The following is a 17749-nucleotide window of genomic DNA, read 5'->3' as shown; positions in this document are numbered from 1 at the left end:
TCTGGCACAACGACAAGACAGGGCAGCCAGTCAAGCGATCACTGACCGCCTATGATCACTGACCGCAACGACACCCCTCGGACTCATTCATCTAGTACTCCAGCTGTAGATCGCTCTTGAGCTGCTGGTGTCTACGCTCTCCGCGGCTTGTGCCGCTTGCCCCAACTGCCGTCTGGCCGGTCCTGGGACAGCATCGCCGCGTCGAACTGGGCTTTGCTGGTCACTGCTCGTGGTCCGGGTACGAGTGTGGTCGCCGTCGATCGCCACGGGACGGCCGAGGCCCAACCGACCAGGGGCATGGTCTCGTCGTAGTGCGGAGCGAATTGCGCGACGGCGATGGCGGGCATCCGGTAGCGCAGGCTGCGGACGTGTTCGAGGAACGTCTCGGGCAGCGAGACGTGGTGGGTTTCCAGGTAGTGCGGGAAGTCCAGGCGCCACAACCAGGTGCCGTCGGTCACCAGTGACGAGCATCCCGGAGAGTGCCGGTGGATGCTGCCGGTGATGACGTCGTGTCCGGCTTCCATGACGTCGATCAGGACGTGGCCAGCGTCCAGGTAGGCCACCAGGTCCGCCTCGTCCGGCTCGCCTACGGGCCGGACGGCGTCGCGGATCGATCCGCTCGACTGGCCGGGGTGGTCGTCCAGTTCGTCGTAGAAGCCCAGCAGCCCCAGCATCGCGCCTCCTCGACGAGTCGTCTCCGCTGCTGGAACTCCCGACGACCTGACCCCGCTGACCTGCAACGAAATCCAGCGACTCTTCAACGCCCTGATCGGCCGCACTGTTCACAAGGCGGACCACTGGCTCTGCTGGTCCCACTGGCGGCGGCGCCATCAAGCCCGTTCCCGGGTGAGCCACTACAGCCGTCAAACTGCGAGCAAAGCATCTGCAGCTAGAGTACTAATCAGCAAGATCGAAGCGCAAAGCAGCAGGTCAGACGGTCATCCCTATGGCCTTCTCATTTCAATGCGCTGGGGATTCTCACTCGATGTCACAAATTTTTCTCACTCGATGTCACTGCTGCCACACTCTGACCAGCAGAGATACAGGACATCCAAATGAGAATCACTGGTGACATCAAAATGAGAAGTCGCAGCCCCCCACTGTGTCCAACGGCTCGCGTCTGACACACCGGCCGGTCAAGATGCCAAAAGCGGAGATGCCACACCGCAGCAGGCCAGTGATCGTGCCGAGGAGGGCCCAGCCAGCCGTCAGCAAGCCGCTGGCCGGAAGGAGTTGACGACAGCACGGTGAGGGTGGCCAGGAGTGCGTCGGCGATGCGGGCGCATCTGGCGAGGGTCCACAGTTCGTATAGGACGAGGTCGATGCCTTCCGCGCCTGCTGTGGCAGTGTGCCGCCTTCAAACACCGTCGGCGTGGAGGAACCTCCGGAGCTGGACGGCTCAGTACCAAATCCTCGGGTGCGCACTCATCTGCTGGCGACGCCTGAACTCACTGCCAGTAGTTCCTTGGCCGAGGCGTCGTCACCACCTCGTTCGGCCACGTCTGGCGGACCCGGCCAAGCTGCTCACGCAGCTCGTCCACCCAGCCGTCCCCGGGATCCAGGACGACGCGGACCGAAACCCCGGACTCACCACTGTCGTCCACAGTGACGATGGGACGGGGCACCGAGAATTGCCTGTCAATCTCCATCCGGATCTCGGTATCGCCCGTGGCCGTCCAGCAGATGCCCTGCCTGTCGGAGAGCTCAGCCAGGGCTGTTGACCAGTCGTCGATGACTTCCGGTGACAAGCACAGCCCAAGACGCCCGCTGGCGAAGGCGCTCGTCATGACGAGCTCGGCATCAAGGTAATCGTTGTACGGCGTGTCCCCGGGCCTGTTCCGGCCCAGAATGCGTACCCGGACGCTGCTGTCCGGGTCGATCAGGCAGATCAGGTCCAACCCCTCGCCCTCATCCACGCGCCCTCCCGACACCCTCGACGTCCCGATCATCATGCACGAGTCGCGAACTGGCCCCGGTCGGTATGTCGTTAGGCCGATATGGTCCGGTCAGCCGGTGAGTGCCTGCCCGTGGGCGTCGATCGGCGGGGGCAGCGCCCGCAGCCGCTCGGCGAGACCGTCCGCGGCCGGGCCGCCCCGCTCGGCCAGGGCATTTGTGAGCTTCGAGAGCCGGGCCCGCGCGGTGGACCGCAGCCGGGCGGGCGGGACCCGTTCGAGCACGTCGTGCGCGCGCTGGGCGGCGTCCTGCGGAGCGTCGGGCACCTCACCCTGCGCGAGCACGAGGGAGGCCGCCGCCCATCCCGGCGTGCCGCTGATACAGCCGGACAGCGAGGCCTCCGCGCGGGCGCGGGCATCAGCGGCACGGCCGAGGGCGAGATAGGCCTCCGCCTGATGGAGAGCCAGTGTCATGCGCCGGAAATTGCGGGCTTCGGTCTGGCGGCAGGGCGCGAGGCTGAGCGCGGCGCAGGTCGCGGAAGCCGCGCGGCGGGAGCGGGAGACCAGCACGAGGCTGGACTCCCTCGTGGCCGACCGCGGGCCGTATGCGACGGACCCGGGGGATCTAGCGGAGCAGTGGGCTGCCCGGCACACGGAATGGCGGCGCACCGCCGCCCTGATCGGCTTCCACGGCCGGTCGGCCTACAACCCCGGAGAGGACGTTCAGGGCAGCGAGTGGGCGCGAGAACGCGACGAGCGGCGGACCGGGGCCGTCGTACGGCACGCCGCGTGGCAGCAGAAACGCCAGGACGCGCGCGAAGAACTACGGACCGAGGTCTGGCTGTCCGCCGATCCCAGCCGCCGGCTGCGCACCATCGCCGCCCGCACCGGCCTGCGCCCCGAGCAGCTGCTCATCCAACTTGCCGACTACGCCCGGCTGAACGACGACGGCACCCTCGCCGTCGAGCCCTTCACCCCACAGTGGTGCAGGATGCGGGGCCGGGCACAGCGGGTGTCCTCGTGCCGGGATTGGTCAGCGCTTTGACCGCAGCCCTTGTTGCGACGGCAGCAGGGCGCGTCCTTCCCGCGGGCGAGACCGCTGCCCTCAGGATTCAGGCGGCCCTGCCGTTCCTCCTGGCGCGCGGGGGCGGGGAAAGGGTTGCTGTCCGCTGCCGAACGCGACAACGGTGGGAACGTCGGCGGGCGCGGCGTGGTCCAGGGCCCGGCAGGCGAGCCGGTGCATCCAGAACCGGTGGAGCAGGTAGACGAGTGGCCCGGAGAGGGCCAGGGCCAGTTCGGCGGGCCAGGGCATCACGCTGGCAGGCAGGGCGACGGCGAACGGCGACAGGCCCGCCGCCACCCCCAGAGTCTTCTGGCTCACGACGAGTTCACCCCCCGGCCGGGCGGCGACGGGTGGCCCGCACGCCGCCACGCACACCCCACGTTCGGCTCAGTAGCCGTAACGCGTGCCCGATTTGATGACGGCGGTGTCCCCGTGTCTGCTGGCCCAGCTCCCACAACTCGCAGCGCCACTCCTCCGCGTACCGGGCCCGTTCCCTGACCGGAACCACCCGCGAAGCCACCCCCACCAACCACCGCGCCAAACCGCTCACCCGCACCCCAAACCTGTCGGCAGCAGGCCCATCTCCCGCATCCACGAGCAGGATCACGTTCTGCCGCGCCGACTCCAGCAGACGGACAACGTCTCGAACAGCAACATCAAGGTCGCGGGCGAGGGCGCCGTCGAGGGCGAAATCAGGGTTTAGGTCCCGCTCCCGCTCGCGGGCGCGAGCAGCGCGGTCGAGGTCGATGTCGAGAGCGCGGGCGAGCTCGAAGGCGAGGCTGACGTCGCTGGAGAGATCGCGGACGATGGCGCGGTCGCGGACGATGGCGCGGGTAAGGATTCTGTCGAGGCTGAAGGCGACGCCGCGATCGAGGTCGAAGTCGTCCCGGGCACGGTCGAGGATGCGGGCGCGGTTGAGGTCGCGGGCACGGGCGAGGCCGCGGGCGAGGCGAGCGCGTCGGCGGGTTTCGCGGCTCATGTTCCAGTGCCTCCGGCGAGTCCTGGCCGCAGGACACCGAGTGCGGTGGCGCTCCTGGCGGAGGCGCGGGCGAGTGCGTCGCGGGCGCGTTCCGCGCCGTCAGAGTTCAGGCGGTAGTAGCGGCGGCGCGGCCGGCCCTGCTCGCTGGGGTCGACGTCCTCCCATGAGGAGTCCACCCAGCCCGCGGCCTCCAGCCGGGCGAGGATCGGGTGGATCGTCCCGCTCTCCAGCCCCGCCATCCCGCACAACTCCAGCCCGTACCGCTCCTGCGTAGGGCTCTCCAGCAAGGCGCGCAGGACCAACTGCGTCGGCAGCGTCATCCGCGGCACCGGCACAGACGACGACTGCCCGTCGCCTGTGGTCTTCCTCTTCCCCATCATGCTGTAACTCTACCAAGCCCCTAGATAGAGATAAACCCACCAGCCCGACCACCCCAGCACAACGTGGCCTCACACTTGGGTCCAGGCCTGGCTCACGTGCGGTACCGGCGATACCATCGGTACCATGTCGCAGCCCAAAGCAATGAATCTACGTTTTCCCGATCCGGCCCAGCGGGCCGCGATCGAGGCCGCCGCACGGCAGGAGGGCGTCAGTCTGCAGGAGTACATCCTGTCCGCCGCCTACACCCGCGCCACAGCCGTAGAGGCCCGTTTCCTCGATGCCTTCAAGGAGTCGGTCTCCCGCAGCGGCGACGCGTTCGCCGAGGCGGCCGGCACGGCCGGTCCCGGCGGGGAACTGCGCGCCGCAGAGCTGGCTGCGCGGCGCGGTCTTGAGGAGCAGCAGGGGCGGGGCCACGCCGCGTGACACAGCACGAACCGCTCCACCCTCTCGATGTGACCTTCCTGCTGCACGCCGCCGGGATACTGCCCGGGGATCCGCAGGTGGACGACTACGGTCCGCTCTACGCGGCCGTCGCCCGGGCCAACGCCCGGGCCCTGGAACGCGACATCTACGGATCCCTGTACCTCAAGGCGGCCGCCCTGCTCCAGACGCTGGTGAGGCTGCCGTGTCTGGAGCACTCCAACGAAGCCTTCGCCTGGCACTGCGCGGAGGCCTATCTGGCGCTGAACGGAAGCCGTCTCGACTATCCGCCGAAGGAGGCAGTCAGCCTGGTGCGGGACGTGGCTTCCGGTGCGATGGGCGTCGGCCTGATCGGCCGTCAGCTGCGGGCATGGAACGTCTCCTGACCCCGCTAGTGTCGTGAGCCCCCTCGCCGTGGTTCACCGTTTCGCGCCCCATCCCCAAACAACTCTCTCGTATACAGACGCACCAACCATCCTGCACAAAAAACGGCACCACACCCAGCACACTGAGCAGCAAAGGCCAGCTCACCGGCCGATCAACCGCCGCCCACGCCGCAGCGTCGCACGAACCTCCCCTGCGGAACAGAAATACCGCTCAGTGCAGCTGAGCAACAGCAGGTCACGGTCATGATCAATAAGCAAGCGCAACAGGTACATAACACACGCCCTCTGCGTGGCAGAGGCGAGGAGCCGTGCCCGTTTGCCGAGCGGCCTCTACGGCACGGCCTGGAGGTGCTCGTCGACCAGGGCCCGCAGCTTGGGTGTCAGTTCCGGGTGGTCGCCGCGGGAAGCGGACTGGAGCAGCTCGGCGCAGACGACGAGGAGGGCGGCGCGGCCGACGGCGCCGTCGAGGAATTCGGCGAGTTCGCGGCGGATGCGGGCGGCGGTGGCGGGGGCGAGCTGGGCGTAGGCGTAGATCATGGCGGCGTCGTAGCCGCGGGGCGCGATGCCCCAGCCCTCCCAGTCGAGGACCGTGCCGCCCGCGGTCAGGTTGGCGGCGTGGAAGTCGCCGTGCGCGCACTCCCACTCGTCGATCCGCGGCGCCGGTAGTCCGGTGAACTGGGGAACGGCGCGGTCGATGTACTCCGACCGCACCGCGGTGCGGTCGGTGGGGGTGGCGGCGATCGCCGCCAGGCTCGCGCGGATCGTGGCGAACCATCCGTCGGTGAGGGCGAGTTCGTCGTGAAGAACGGGGTCCGGGGACAGTACCGGTTCGTCGATGTACGCGGTCAGTTCGGCGCGGTAGGCGTACTCGTCGGCCGTCCAGTCGTGCAGTCCGTAGAACTCCGGTTTGCGGACGGCGGGGAACGCGGTGGCGGCCCGCTCGGTGCCCTCCCACAGTTTCCCGCCCTCCTTCTCGGCGGGCACGGACAGCAGGCGCAGCCAGCACGCCCCGTGTTCGGGGTGTCCGGCGCGGCGGCTGAGGGTGCGGCCGTGCCAGCCCCACACCCGTGGCCCGTGGACGGTGACGCCGAGGGCAGCCACTGCGTGTGTGTCCGCGGCCGTCATGCGCCGGAGGTCGTGGTCAGCCGGGGGTGGCGAGTACATCAAGGGCCGTCCGTGGCGTGTCGGGAGGGATGGCGGGTGCTGCGGTCACCGTGAGCGCGTCCGTCCAGTGTGCCGGGGTCGAGGCGGACAGCAGCACACGAGTGACGCCCGGGCACGAGGCGGCGGCCGCGAGGCCGGCGGCGGCGACCGTGGCCCCCTCCTTCACGAGGGCGGCGACCTCGGGGGTGGCCAGGGTGAGGAGCTCACCACCGTGCAGTGGGGCGGAGGCGTGGACCTCTCAGCCCCGGTCGGCCGCCTGGTGGATGGGCCCGTATCCGTGCAGGGATTCGCCGAGGTGGTCGGCCATGACCAGGCTGACGGGGAGCTGCACGACGCACAGGTGATGCTCCGGCCCCCCGGCCGCCTCGGCGGCCAGGCGGTCGAGCTGCGGCACGGTGAACACCCCGTCGGCGAAGCCCTCCCAGGTCGGGACGCCGTACGACGTGAGGTGTCCGGCGGCGGCCTCCGCTTCGAGGACGGTGAACGCGGCGCGAAGCCTGTCGGCCAACTCGCCTCCGTGGCGCGGCTGTTGGCCGTGTTCGGGGTTGTGCAGGAACACGGCGTCGAGCCGGGCACGACGCAGTTCGGTACGGCTGCGGTCCATCTGCCAGCGCACATAACGGTCGAGGACCAGTGAGGCGCCCTCGGCGAGCCGCTCGTGAAGATCGGCGGGGTGGACGCGCTGCCACACCTGGCCGCAGCGGGTGGTGACGGAGGCCGCGTACCGGTGCGGCGGCAGCCCGTTTCGGCTGAAGAAGTGGCCGCTGACCGTCGCCGGGTCCCTGGGGAGTGGACTCCGGATGAGACGGGCGAGGAAGGGGAGGTCCAACAGAACCGAACTGGCCGTCCCCAAACTGAGGTCCGGGAGAACGCGTGCCAAGTTCCCTGGCGCTCAAGGGGCATCCTCCACCGGCCCAGGAGTGACCTCTGCGCATCGCGGTGCGGGGGAGGACTGCGGAGACGGCCCGCCACCCGCTGCGCCGGCACGGGAAGGACCACTGAACGTGCTGAATTGTCCGCCGAGCGCATTGAAGTGAAGCAGCAAGCGACAAACTTGAAACGAATTAGCTCGGACTGTTTGCCTTCATGGACACGAGCGATCACACCATCGAACAGGTGAAGTATTATTTGATCCGCGAGCGCATATGCGCCGCCTATATGCGCCGGACTGCGCCACCTCTCGCCTCGGTAATGCCGCGCGCTCGCCGGATCTCATTGTGCATTTATTCCTACTGAAGGAATATTTTCCATCAGCGGTTCTCGCCGTTGGGAGGGGCACGCATGATGAGCCACGCAACCGAAGTCGACCTCGAAAGTCTTCTCCGCCGGGCATTACAGGCCACGGGTACGAGCACGCGTTGGACGACCGACGCGGAAGAGATGTGGTGCCGCCTCACTCCCCCGTCCGGAATGCGACGCCGACAAGGCTGGAAACTGCATGTTTCCGCGACGTCCGCCTCCGCACCAGAAATCCTCGCCAGGGCCCTGGACGTGCTTCTGCCGGAAGGCTCGGTATTCAAGTTCGTCCGGTCACTCGAACAGGTGAGCGCGCTTAATTCCCGCGCCACGCCACGGGGAAATTCCGGCAAGTTCATCACTGTATATCCGCCCTCCGACGGCGACGCGGCCCGATTGGCGCTGGCACTGCACGAGGCCACGGCGGGACTGGCCGGCCCCCGGATTCTGTCCGACCAGCCGTACACCCCGCACAGTCTGGTGCACTACCGCTACGGCGCTTTCGTGGGCCGGCGGCGGCTGTCGGAGCAGGGGCTGCTGGTGTGGTTCATCGAGGACCCGGACGGCAATCCCGTGGAGGACAAGCGCACCGGGCAGTATTCTCCGCCCCCTTGGGCGGTCAGCCCCTTCCCTGCCTCGTTACCCCTTCCACCGCAGAAGGAGAAGGCGAAACGGCGCCCGGTGGTGCTCGGCGGCCGGTTCTCGGTACGGGAGGCGATCCGGCACACCAACAAGGGCGGTGTCTACCGGGGCACCGACGTCACCACGGGCGGAGGCGTGGTGATCAAGGAGGCCCGGCCGCATGTCGAGGCAGAAGCGTCCGGCTTCGACGTCCGTGACTGGTTGCGGGCCGAGGCCAGGACGCTGGAGAAGCTGAAGCACACGGGACTGGCACCGGAGCCGGTCGCGATGTTCGAGACGGGTGGCCACCTGTTCCTCGCCCAGGAGGAAGTGCCGGGCGTGCCCTTGCGCGTCTGGGTCGCCGAGCGCTTCCGTGACGTCGGAGGCGAACGTTACCGGGCCGACGCGCTCGCCCAGGTCGGCCGTCTGGTGGACCTGGTCTCCAAGGCCCACGCCCACGGCTGTGTCCTGCGGGACTTCACGCCCGGCAACGTCATGGTCCGCCCCGACGGAGAACTGCGCCTCATCGACCTGGAGCTCGCCGTCCTGGAGGGCGACGCCGCCCTCCCGACGAAAGTGGGGACGCCCGGGTTCAGCGCCCCGGAACGCCTGGTGGACGCCCCTGTCTCTCCGACTGCCGACTACTACAGCCTCGGTGCCACCGTGTGCTTCGTGCTCTGCGGGAAGGTACCGAACCTGCTGCCCGAGGAGCCGGCCGGCGGGCCCGCCGAGCAGCGGCTCGCCGAGTGGCTGACCACCTGTGCCGGAACACTGTGCCTGCCGGACAACCTGTCGGAGACGATCCTCGGGCTGATGAAGGACGACCCCGGCGAGCGCTGGGACACCGCCAGGGCACGTGCGGCTCTCCGCGAGCAGGTCCCGGCACGGCCGGGGCGCCACGCCGCCGGACCGGCGCGGACAGCTCAGCCGGACGCCCCGACACAGGCCGATGTCGAGGCCGCGGTCGCGGGGATGGTGAACCATCTCGTCGATTCGATGACCCTGGCCGACAACCGGCGGTTGTGGCCTGTGTCCGTCCTGGCCGGGGAGACCGACCCATGCACCGTCCAGCAGGGCGCGGCGGGTGTGCTGGCGGTGCTGACCCGGTACTTCGAGCTCACCGGCGACCCGCGCCTGCCGGAACTGATCTCCACCGCGGGTCACTGGATCGCCGCCCGCAGCGACCTGCGCTCCATCCGCCCGGGCCTGCACTTCGGTGGCCGGGGAATCGCCTGGGCGCTGTACGACGCCGGGCGCGCCGTCGACGACCGTACGCTCACGGATCACGCGTCGGCCCTGGCGCTGGCCCCTCTGGAGCCGACGCCCAGCCACGACATCACGCACGGCTCGGCGGGCAGCGGACTCGCCGCCGCCCACCTGTGGCACCGTACCGGCGACTCGCGCCTGGCCGAGCTGGTCATCGGTGCGGCCGACCGGCTGGTGGCCGCCGCACAGCCCGAGCCGTCCGGCGGTGTGAGCTGGCCCGTCCCCGCAGAGGCCGTATCGGAAGAGGCGGGCAAACGCTATCTGGGCTTCGCGCACGGAACATCCGGCATCGGCAGCTTCCTGCTCACGGCCGCCGCGATCTCCGGCAGCCCGCGGCACATGGAGCTGGCCGTGGCGGCGGGAGAGCACCTCGTGGCCCACGCCGTACCGGTCGGTGCGGCGGCCCAGTGGCCGGCCCAGGCCACGGACGCGCCGACGGCCCCGTACTGGTGCCACGGTTCGGCGGGCATCGGATCCTTCCTGGTCAGGCTCGGGCAGCGGACCGGGGACGAGCGGTACGACGATCTCGCCCGCGGCGCCACCCACGCCGTGGTGGAGCGTGCCTCCCGCGCCGCCCTCGCCCAGTGCCACGGGCTGGCGGGGAACGGGGACTTCCTCCTCGACATGGCCGACGCGACCGGTGATCCCGTGTACCGCGCGATGGCCGAGGACCTGGCCCGACTCATCGTCTCCGAACGCGCCCACCGCAGCAGCCACATCGTCTTCCCCAACGAATACGGCGACGTCTCGACGAGTTGGAGCGACGGCTCCGCAGGAATCCTCGCGTTCCTCCTGCGGACCCTCCACGCAGACCCCCGGCACTGGACTGTCCAGCAGCCGGGCTGAGCGACAGAAATCCCTGTCGCCACCGCTCACAGAAGGAGAATGTCATGGAGACCCAGGCCCTCGAACTGCTGGCCCACCTGCACGCCCTTCCGGAGACCGACCCGGTCGACTTCGACGGAGCCTCGTTCTCCGGGACGTGTGCGTGCGTCGGCCTGCTGACGATCCTTCAGACCGTCTGCGTCGGCGTCAGCTGCGCGTAGCCAAGACCCTCCGGCCGGTGGTTGCCTCGGGCAGCCGCCGGCCGGAGCCAAGGCCGCGGCGGCCGGCAGGCCTGCGGAAGACATCCCCTGGAAGCGAGGACCCGATCATGCAGCCACCTGCCGACGACGCCCCGCGCACCCCCGCGCCCCTGCTGACCGCCGCCCGCACGAACCCGGACGCCGTACGGTGGGCCGACCGCCCTGTGTACGCCATCAGTGCACGCGGCCTGGTCAAGAGCTACCCGTGCCCGCACGCCACCACCCATGCCGTCCGCGGCCTGGACCTGGACGTGCTGCGAGGCGAGACCTACGCCTTCCTCGGCCCCAACGGCGCGGGGAAGTCCACCACCATCGCCCTGCTGTGCGCGCTCGCCCGCCCCACCGCCGGGCAGGCCACAGTGGCGGGCGCCGACGTACGGACTCAACCGGACCGGGTACGACGACGGGTCGGGATGCTCTTCCAGCACAGCGCCCTGGACCCGGACCTGACGGCCGAACAGAACCTGTACATCCACGCGCGCCTCTATGGACTGAGCCGCCGCCACGCCCGTCTGCGCGCCGCCGAGACGCTGGAGACGGTCGGACTGGCCGACCGGCACCGCTCTGCGGTGCGCACCCTGTCCGGAGGCATGCGCCGCCGTCTGGAGCTGGCCCGCGGTCTGCTGCACGCGCCTGAGGTGCTGTTCCTGGACGAGCCGACCACCGGACTCGACCCGCACGCCCGCGCCCAGGTCTGGGAGCACCTGCGCGCGCTGCGCGACCGGTACGGCACCACGCTCTTCGTCACCACCCACTACCTGGAGGAGGCGGAGAACTGCGACCGCATCGGCATCATCGACCACGGCCGGCTCGTGGCCCAGGGCACGCCCCTCGCGCTCAAGGCCGAGATCGGCGACGACCGTGTCACCCTGCGCACCGGCGATGACATGACGGCACAACAGGTTGTGGGCCGGACCGCGCCGCCAGGCCTCGCCGTCACCCTGGACGGCGAAGGGGTGTCCCTGCGGGTGCCCCACGGCAGCGCCTGGATTCCCCGTCTGTGCTCGGCGCTGGAGGCCCACGGCATCGCGGTGCACGCCGCGTCCGCGATGCCGCCGACGCTCGACGATGTCTTCTTCCACCACACCGGCCGCAGCATCCACACCCTGGGACCCCCACCGGCACCGGCCGCCCCGGATCCGGGTGGAACGACGCCGACCGCTGAGGAGGACGCCCCGTGACCGCACCCGCTCTCCCGGCCCCGGACGCATCCGGCACCCCCGATGACGCCGCCGGCACCGGCCGTGAGCCGGCAACCGCCCTGCGCCACGAACTCCGGGCGGTCCATGCCCTGGTCCACCGCGATCTGCTGCGTCTGTCGGCCCAGCGCACCCACACCGCCCTGATGCTGCTCCAGCCGGTGCTCTACCTCTTCGTCCTGGGGGGTGGTCTGGCCGCCCTGATCCCGAACTCCTCGCTGGGCATCGGTTACCAGACGTACCTCTTCCCGGGCGTGCTGGTGATGACGGTTCAGGCGCCGGCCATCGTGGTCGGTATCCGCCTGATCACCGACCGGCAGAGCGGTTATCTGCGCGAACTCCTGATGGCCCCGGTCAGCCGGTCCACCCTCCTGCTCGGAAGCTGCGCGGGCGGCACCATCGTCTCCACGGTCCAGGGCGTCGTTCTGCTCGGCCTGGGCGGAGCCGTCGGCCTGCCCTACGACCCGCTCCTTCTGACGCTGCTCCTGGCCGGCATGATTCTGGTCTCCTTCACCATCACGGCCCTGCTCCTGCTGCTGGCCGTGAGCCTCGACCGGCCCGAGAACTTCCACATGCTGCTCGGCCTGGTGATGATGCCGCTGCTGTTCCTGTCCGGCGGCTTCTTCCCACTGGCGAACCTGCCCGGCTGGGCCCACACGCTGGCCGCCGTCAATCCGCTCGCGTACGGCGTGGACCTGCTCCGCCGCTGTATCGCGCTACGGGTACCGGACCGGGCGGCCACCGCGGGCATCGAGTGGTCCGGCCGGCAGCCTCCGCTGCTCCTGGAAGGCGCCCTCCTGCTCGCCCTCGGAGCCATGGCCCTGCTCTGGGCCGCCCACCGCTTCAGCCGCCCCGAATGACAACTGGACACGGGACTGAACGAGTTCGGGTCTGCGAGACACACGCCCTGGCCGCTGAGCAGACGCACAGCCCATCGACACACGGCCAGCCGAAGCCTCGTGCAGAGGCGACGCCCCCACGGCGCTTCACTCCCGTCGACCGCTACTACCTGGCCTGGCGGGACCTCCACCAACAACCCATCCTTCAAGACCGGAAAGAAGACAGTCAATTGCATATGCTCATTTAACAGTCAATAGTCATATTCGATCAGTAAGTGATGAATGACCGGATACCGCACTGGACCCCTTTCGTCCGCCTCTAGGCTGCCCGCCCCTTGCCTGGATGCCCGGAGGTCTTGAGTGCTGCACCAGTTGCCCGAGGACGAGCAGAATCTCGTCCTGCCCAGTGGATTCGACGAAATCGTCCGTGTGGTCGACCTCTTTGCGGCCGACCGGCAGAACGGGGTGCCACGACTGCGGCGGCCGACGAAACGACGGCTTCCCGCGCTGCTGTTCATGCGCGCGCCCCAGGAGGCGAACACCGCGTCCCCGGGCGGCCCGCCCCCCGAGAGCGCCCCGGACCCGAGCGCTCTGGTCCGGGCCTATCGGAAGCGGCTGGTACGGCCGGGCCTGGGCGAGGCGGGCCACCTGGCAAGCCTCGTTCCCCACGCCCTGGTCGACGAGGCGCGACTGGCCTGCGAACCTGTACCGGAGGACGGCTCGCCGGCGGAGGACCCGCACATCGTCCTGTTGGACAAGGTGGCGCGCCGACTGCGCGCCACGATGCCGGACGGGGCGGGGGCCCTCCGCCTGGGCGAGTTCGACGTCTGCCTGTCGGTGTTGCGCTGCCAGCTCCCCGCCGACGCGGTGGACGAACGCGTGGCCGTACGGGACCTGCTGTACGGCAGGCACGCCTGGACCTTCGGGCTGGGCACGGAGGTCACGCGCCTCAGCGAGGATCTCGGCCCCAAGAAAGGCGCTGCCCTGCTGCGGGCGGTGGCCGTGCCGGTGGCAGTGATGTGGCGCTGGTGGTACGGCGTACGTCTCAACCATGGCCCCCGCCGCCGCTGGGTGGCCGGCATGCTCGGCGAGACCGGGCGCAGCTTCATCGATGCGGCGGTGGCCCTACGCGAGGCGCACCTGCGCGCGGGAGCCGTGGCCACGGGCGAGGCACGGCATCCGGCTGCAGGGGCCGCCGCGGCCCGCGACGCCGCGACGGTCCGGCAGATCCTGCTGACCGCACTGATCCGCGACCTGGCGAGGGCCTCCCGACCCCCGTTCTGGAGCCGGCGCAGGCCCCGGCGGCCCTGGTCCTTCGTCGTCCTGCTGCCCGACATCGGCGCCGAGGGAACACCCAGCAGGAAGTTCCTCGACACCTTCGACGCCGTCGCCGATGACAACCCCAACTGCCCGCTGATGGTGCTGGGCGCCGCCACCGCGGACATCCCGCAGTACGTCGTCCGGCACGCCGAGCAGGACGGCGTCCCGGCGCCGGCCCGGGAGATCGCCGCGCTGTTCGCGTCCGGAGCCGCCGGTGGGCCGGAGCAGGCCGTTCACGCCTTCACGTTGCCCCGCACTCCCGACGGCGGCAGCGCCGCCGACCGGCTGGCCGTGCGCCCCACCGTCCGGGTGCGGGGCGGCCGTCACCAAGGCTGGGCCCGCCCGATCGCAGCCGGTACCACGCTGTTGCTGCTGGCGGCCGGCGGCTGCTACGAGCTGTGGCCTTCGGGGTCCCGTGCTCCCGCCGACGACAGCAAGGCCGCCCCGGTCGCATCGTGCCATCGCGTCAGGACCGGCGAGGTCGTCGGCCTGACCGACGGCAGGGACGGCTGCGACCTCGCGCACGGCCTGTACGCCTCCCAACTACGGGCCCTCGAACACACCATGGGCAGTCAGAACGCACAGGTCGACCCGTCCAAGCCGTACCGCACCCTCGTCTTCTTCGCACCCCTGAGCGTGGGGTCGCAGTCCCGCCGCACCGTGCCGACCGGCCTGCAGATCCTGCGCGGGGCGCTCCTTGCACAGAAGGAGGTCAACTCCCTCAACCTCAAGCACCAGGTGCAGGTGCGACTGCTGGTGGCGAACGCCGGCGAGTACTTCCACTACGGCTCGCTCCACGGCCTCAACACCAAGAACCTCAGCCACACCGACGTGTCACGAATGATCGTCGACCGGGTCGCGCGGGACCACATCGCCGCCGTCTTCGGCCTCACTCAGAGCCGCCCCGAATCCCTGCAGGCCGCCATCGAACTGGGCACCCGGGGAATCCCGGTCCTCGGCACGGGCGTCACCGGCCAACCCATGGTCGAGGACTCCCCCGTGTCGTACTTCCAGCTCTCGCCACCTGACGAACGCGTGGCCCAGATCATGGCATCGTTCGCCAGCCAGTCCCCCCAGTTGCACGCCCTGACGAAACCCGCCCCCGGCCGCCCGGCGCCGACCGCAATCGTCGTCTTCGACCCGGACGACACCTATTTCAGCGCCGACCTCAAGAACAAGTTCACCTCCGACTACGCCACAGCAGGCCCGGTGCGGCTGGTCTCCTACCGGGAGTCCGACGGCGGCAGCCAGACACCCGCCGTCGCCGCCAACATCTGCACCCTCGTCCGTCAGACCAACGGCTTCGTCCTGTACGCCGGCCGGTCCAGCGTCATGCACGACCTCTTCTACTACCTCCAGGGCGACAAGAACTGCCGTACACGCGGAGGCCGTGTGGCGGTGCTGGCCGAGAGTCCGGCCCCTGACCTCGTCCTCCACCCGGAGCTGATGTCGCAGAACTACGGCTCACTCGCGCTGTTCTACAGCCAGTTCAGCCTGCCCGACGCCAACGGCCCCTTCGCGCGGGGCTTCGGCAAAGCGTTCGGCGTCTCCACCGACAGCGACGCGGCGGCGGGCTACGACGCCGTGAAGATCCTTTTCGGGGTCATGACAGATATCTCTGGGACCGACCCGAACTTCAGGCCCAATTCGGTCGTCACCTTCCTCCAGTCACCTGGCGTCAAGGACCACGTCGGCGAGTCGGGCATCATGACGCTGGGCAACGGCGCCAAATACCCGCGCGGCAAAGAGGTCCACATCCGGGAGATCACCCCGGCGGGTACCACGGACACCGACCTGACGTGCGGCGCGCTGGCCGCGCGTAAGGACCCCGTCACACGGTGGGGTTCCTCCGACCAATTCCCGTGCCCACCCGAGACCGAGCCGGATCTCGGTACCTCCTCGTGACCAGTACGGTGCTGTGCAGGCAGGCGCCCACACGACCTGGCCGCCGCCCATGGTTGTCAGCAGGGCGGTTGCCCTGCCGGCATCGGGAGCAGCTGCGCAGAAGGTGATGGCGATTCTCAACAGACCACGGGCTTCTGCTGCTGTGGCAGGTGTCGGGCGGTCAGAAGCAAAGGACGTACCGGTGGGTTCCTGCGGCGGCGCGGGGGCACCCACGGCCCATCCCATCGGTCAAGGAACGCGCCAGGGTAGGACCGCGCCGCGGTCCCCAAGTCGGGCTCGAGCAGGACACGCGCCTCTGGCTGAGAGGCCGGGTCAAGCTGGATCGACGGCATTCCGACACCTATACCACCCTCAACCAGCACTGTTGCTCTGACCGGTTGAATCTAAGAAGCCGTATTCCTATCGATCATGAGGATGGTTCTGATCGAACGGGTTCCCTGGTCGGGTGATCTTGGCCGCGTGGGCGCATGAAAGCAGGGCCTCCGGTGCAGCACGAGGGTTGCGAAGCCAACTCGTGCACCAGGAGGCCCTGTTGTCCCAGTCTTGCGTGACGATGTTGTTCCCGTCCAACTCGCGCGTGTCGGCGTGCGATTGCCTCGCTCACCGGTTCGGGAACGCGGCCGACCGCCCCGACCGGGTGCGGCAGTACCCCTCCGACATGACGGACGCCGAGTGGCAGGTGGTGCGTGACGCGATGCCGGTCCCGGCCTGGCTCGAAGGGCGGGGCGGACAGCCGGAGGGCTACTGCCACCGGCAGATGTTGGACGCGGTCCGCTATGTCACGAACAACGCGGTCAAGTGGAGGGCGATGCCCGCCGACTTTCCGGCGTGGGACCGGGTGTATGCGTTCTTTCGCAGGTGGCGCGACAAGGGACTGGCCCGCGAGTTCCACGACCGCCTGCGCCAACGGGCCCGCCGGGCCGAAGGGCGGGACGTGGAACCGACCGCGGCGATCATCGACTCGCAGTCGGTCAAGGGTGCGGCGTCGGTGCCCGCTGCCTCACGCGGCTATGACGGCGGCAAGAAGATCAACGGCAGGCGCCGGCACGTCATCACGGACAGCATCGGGCTGCTGCTGATGGTCCTGGTGACCGCCGCCGACGTCACCGACCGCCAGGCCGCCCGCGTGATGCTGCCCCGGCTCCGGGAGAAGTTCATCTACTTCTCGATGGCCATGCTCATGAGCCGCCGCCTCGCCCGGACGACATCCCGGCCCCGGCCCCAGCAGGCGCGGTGGGCTCGCGCGGCGTGAACCGGCCCGACGGCAACGCGGCCAGCCAGCCCCGCTCGGCCAGCCGCCCCGCCTTCGAACGCACTCCCTCGATCTTCGCCGGCACCGCCGCAAGCCCCAGCCGCCCGGCCAGCTCCTTCGCCGAGATACCTTCGCCAGTGCCCGGCTCGGCCTCCACCAGCTCCACAATCCGCCGGTAGTCCACCGACAGCGCCAAAACCGTCGCCCCCGCATACCAGCGCGGCACGACCGACCCCGCGACCGGCGCCTTCGTCGTGTCCGCCACCACCGCGGTCGCCACCTCGCCCACCGAGGCGGCCCCCTCCTCCAGCATCGCGTCCCGACCCGCCAGGGTCTCGGCGAGTTCAGCCGTGGCGATCACGCGACGCTCCAACACGGCCTCCGCCTTGGCGAGTTCGGCAAGAACCCGCTCCGCCTCCACGCGAAGCTCCTCCACCCGCACCCGGGCGGCCGCTTCCCGCCCCTCCACCAGCGCCATCACCGACGTCACGCTCAACTCCGCATCACCGAGACCGAACCAGACGCCCGAACTCTCCCGCAGCAATGCCGACACCATGCCTGATCAGCGGAAACTCAACGACCACATCCGGAAAGACTGTGAGGATGATCAGGTACCGCTTCGAGCGGTGGCCTGACTCGCGGAAAGACTGGCTTGCGTGCCTTGCTGTTGATCTGTCGGCCACCGCGCGGAGCGGCACCTGCTGCCGCAGGGCAGGGGACGTGTCCCGATAGGGGCCTTCG

Annotated in this window: 19 protein-coding genes and 1 pseudogene; 10 read left to right on the top strand and 10 right to left on the bottom strand. The window is 69.6% G+C overall.

The window, feature by feature from the left end; genetic code table 11:
• Nucleotides 1-131: 131 nt before the first annotated feature.
• Complete coding sequence (locus ACIRRY_RS50445; RefSeq protein ID WP_403987475.1) at nt 132-674, bottom strand: hypothetical protein; 543 nt, start codon at nt 672-674, stop codon at nt 132-134.
• Between the two features lie 34 nt (nt 675-708).
• Here ACIRRY_RS50445 and ACIRRY_RS50440 point away from each other — a divergent pair.
• A pseudogene (locus ACIRRY_RS50440) lies at nt 709-873 on the top strand (IS701 family transposase); the annotation flags it as partial.
• 575 nt (nt 874-1448) lie between these two features.
• On the opposite strand, the gene ACIRRY_RS50435 reads toward ACIRRY_RS50440, so the two are convergent.
• Complete coding sequence (locus ACIRRY_RS50435) at nt 1449-1916, bottom strand: DUF5959 family protein (RefSeq protein WP_403987471.1); 468 nt, start codon at nt 1914-1916, stop codon at nt 1449-1451.
• Between the two features lie 90 nt (nt 1917-2006).
• A complete protein-coding gene (locus ACIRRY_RS50430) occupies nt 2007-2366 on the bottom strand; it encodes a hypothetical protein (protein ID WP_403987468.1) in 360 nt (119 codons plus the stop codon).
• Here ACIRRY_RS50430 and ACIRRY_RS50425 point away from each other — a divergent pair.
• A complete protein-coding gene (locus ACIRRY_RS50425) occupies nt 2365-2937 on the top strand; it encodes a hypothetical protein (RefSeq protein WP_403987465.1) in 573 nt (190 codons plus the stop codon). The two genes, ACIRRY_RS50430 and ACIRRY_RS50425, sit on opposite strands and share 2 nt — an antisense overlap.
• Nucleotides 2938-2997: 60 nt before the next feature.
• On the opposite strand, the gene ACIRRY_RS50420 is transcribed toward ACIRRY_RS50425, so the two are convergent.
• Genes ACIRRY_RS50420 through ACIRRY_RS50410 form a run of 3 tightly spaced genes read right to left on the bottom strand, consistent with a single transcriptional unit; the run spans nt 2998 to nt 4314 of the window.
• Nucleotides 2998-3273: a hypothetical protein gene (locus ACIRRY_RS50420; RefSeq protein ID WP_403987462.1), complete on the bottom strand. Its 276-nt coding sequence runs from the start codon at nt 3271-3273 to the stop codon at nt 2998-3000.
• 7 nt (nt 3274-3280) lie between these two features.
• Nucleotides 3281-3934 carry a hypothetical protein gene (locus ACIRRY_RS50415; RefSeq protein ID WP_403987460.1) on the bottom strand — a complete coding sequence of 218 codons (654 nt, stop codon included), beginning with the start codon at nt 3932-3934 and terminating at the stop codon, nt 3281-3283.
• The gene (locus tag ACIRRY_RS50410; RefSeq protein WP_403987457.1) at nt 3931-4314 is read right to left on the bottom strand and encodes a PadR family transcriptional regulator; all 384 of its coding nucleotides are present in this window, start codon (nt 4312-4314) and stop codon (nt 3931-3933) included. The genes ACIRRY_RS50415 and ACIRRY_RS50410 overlap by 4 nt, the downstream gene beginning before the upstream one ends.
• 124 nt (nt 4315-4438) lie before the next feature.
• Between ACIRRY_RS50410 and ACIRRY_RS50405 the strand changes: the two genes are divergently transcribed.
• Nucleotides 4439-4738, top strand: a complete 300-nt coding sequence (locus tag ACIRRY_RS50405) for a DUF1778 domain-containing protein (protein ID WP_403987454.1) — start codon at nt 4439-4441, stop codon at nt 4736-4738.
• Nucleotides 4735-5121 carry a fic family toxin-antitoxin system, toxin component gene (locus ACIRRY_RS50400; protein WP_403987451.1) on the top strand — a complete coding sequence of 129 codons (387 nt, stop codon included), beginning with the start codon at nt 4735-4737 and terminating at the stop codon, nt 5119-5121. The genes ACIRRY_RS50405 and ACIRRY_RS50400 overlap by 4 nt, the downstream gene beginning before the upstream one ends.
• A 330-nt stretch (nt 5122-5451) precedes the next feature.
• On the opposite strand, the gene ACIRRY_RS50395 is transcribed toward ACIRRY_RS50400, so the two are convergent.
• The 3 genes from ACIRRY_RS50395 to ACIRRY_RS50385 all read right to left on the bottom strand — a co-directional run bounded on the left by ACIRRY_RS50395 (nt 5452) and on the right by ACIRRY_RS50385 (nt 7114).
• Complete coding sequence (locus ACIRRY_RS50395) at nt 5452-6222, bottom strand: phosphotransferase (RefSeq protein ID WP_403987448.1); 771 nt, start codon at nt 6220-6222, stop codon at nt 5452-5454.
• A gap of 40 nt (nt 6223-6262) precedes the next feature.
• A complete protein-coding gene (locus ACIRRY_RS50390) occupies nt 6263-6451 on the bottom strand; it encodes a hypothetical protein (RefSeq protein WP_403987445.1) in 189 nt (62 codons plus the stop codon).
• Nucleotides 6452-6523: 72 nt separating this feature from the next.
• Nucleotides 6524-7114: a hypothetical protein gene (locus ACIRRY_RS50385; protein ID WP_403987442.1), complete on the bottom strand. Its 591-nt coding sequence runs from the start codon at nt 7112-7114 to the stop codon at nt 6524-6526.
• 452 nt (nt 7115-7566) lie between these two features.
• Here ACIRRY_RS50385 and lanL point away from each other — a divergent pair, with 452 nt between their 5' ends.
• The 6 genes from lanL to ACIRRY_RS50355 all read left to right on the top strand — a co-directional run bounded on the left by lanL (nt 7567) and on the right by ACIRRY_RS50355 (nt 17008).
• Complete coding sequence (gene lanL / locus ACIRRY_RS50380; protein WP_403987439.1) at nt 7567-10254, top strand: class IV lanthionine synthetase LanL; 2688 nt, start codon at nt 7567-7569, stop codon at nt 10252-10254.
• A gap of 44 nt (nt 10255-10298) precedes the next feature.
• A complete protein-coding gene (locus ACIRRY_RS50375) occupies nt 10299-10454 on the top strand; it encodes a VenA family class IV lanthipeptide (protein ID WP_329550510.1) in 156 nt (51 codons plus the stop codon).
• A gap of 107 nt (nt 10455-10561) precedes the next feature.
• Complete coding sequence (locus ACIRRY_RS50370) at nt 10562-11674, top strand: ATP-binding cassette domain-containing protein (protein ID WP_403987436.1); 1113 nt, start codon at nt 10562-10564, stop codon at nt 11672-11674.
• Nucleotides 11671-12552, top strand: a complete 882-nt coding sequence (locus tag ACIRRY_RS50365; protein WP_403987433.1) for an ABC transporter permease — start codon at nt 11671-11673, stop codon at nt 12550-12552. The genes ACIRRY_RS50370 and ACIRRY_RS50365 overlap by 4 nt, the downstream gene beginning before the upstream one ends.
• Before the next feature lie 339 nt (nt 12553-12891).
• On the top strand, nt 12892-15756 hold the full coding sequence (locus tag ACIRRY_RS50360) for a hypothetical protein (protein WP_403987430.1): 2865 nt from the start codon (nt 12892-12894) through the stop codon (nt 15754-15756).
• Between the two features lie 658 nt (nt 15757-16414).
• Nucleotides 16415-17008, top strand: a complete 594-nt coding sequence (locus ACIRRY_RS50355; RefSeq protein WP_403987427.1) for an IS5 family transposase — start codon at nt 16415-16417, stop codon at nt 17006-17008.
• Here ACIRRY_RS50355 and ACIRRY_RS50350 read toward each other — a convergent pair.
• Nucleotides 16935-17564, bottom strand: coding sequence for a hypothetical protein (locus ACIRRY_RS50350; RefSeq protein WP_403987424.1), 630 nt, complete (start codon nt 17562-17564; stop codon nt 16935-16937). The two genes, ACIRRY_RS50355 and ACIRRY_RS50350, sit on opposite strands and share 74 nt — an antisense overlap.
• Nucleotides 17565-17749 lie beyond the last annotated feature (185 nt).

It is taken from the genome of Streptomyces sp. NPDC101776, assembly GCF_044766845.1.
GTDB lineage: Bacteria > Actinomycetota > Actinomycetes > Streptomycetales > Streptomycetaceae > Streptomyces.
This window is presented reverse-complemented; position numbering and strand designations above follow the sequence as displayed.

Bases quoted from the DNA above. Each gene is read 5' to 3' on its own strand.
- ACIRRY_RS50445 (WP_403987475.1), bottom strand. From the start codon at position 674: ATGCTGGGGCTGCTGGGCTTCTACGACGAACTGGACGACCACCCCGGC.
- ACIRRY_RS50425 (WP_403987465.1), top strand. From the start codon at position 2,365: ATGCGCCGGAAATTGCGGGCTTCGGTCTGGCGGCAGGGCGCGAGGCTG.
- ACIRRY_RS50430 (WP_403987468.1), bottom strand. From the start codon at position 2,366: ATGACACTGGCTCTCCATCAGGCGGAGGCCTATCTCGCCCTCGGCCGT.
- ACIRRY_RS50415 (WP_403987460.1), bottom strand. From the start codon at position 3,934: ATGAGCCGCGAAACCCGCCGACGCGCTCGCCTCGCCCGCGGCCTCGCC.
- ACIRRY_RS50410 (WP_403987457.1), bottom strand. From the start codon at position 4,314: ATGATGGGGAAGAGGAAGACCACAGGCGACGGGCAGTCGTCGTCTGTG.
- ACIRRY_RS50405 (WP_403987454.1), top strand. From the start codon at position 4,439: ATGTCGCAGCCCAAAGCAATGAATCTACGTTTTCCCGATCCGGCCCAG.
- lanL (WP_403987439.1), top strand. From the start codon at position 7,567: ATGATGAGCCACGCAACCGAAGTCGACCTCGAAAGTCTTCTCCGCCGG.
- ACIRRY_RS50375 (WP_329550510.1), top strand. From the start codon at position 10,299: ATGGAGACCCAGGCCCTCGAACTGCTGGCCCACCTGCACGCCCTTCCG.
- ACIRRY_RS50370 (WP_403987436.1), top strand. From the start codon at position 10,562: ATGCAGCCACCTGCCGACGACGCCCCGCGCACCCCCGCGCCCCTGCTG.
- ACIRRY_RS50355 (WP_403987427.1), top strand. From the start codon at position 16,415: ATGACGGACGCCGAGTGGCAGGTGGTGCGTGACGCGATGCCGGTCCCG.
- ACIRRY_RS50350 (WP_403987424.1), bottom strand. From the start codon at position 17,564: ATGGTGTCGGCATTGCTGCGGGAGAGTTCGGGCGTCTGGTTCGGTCTC.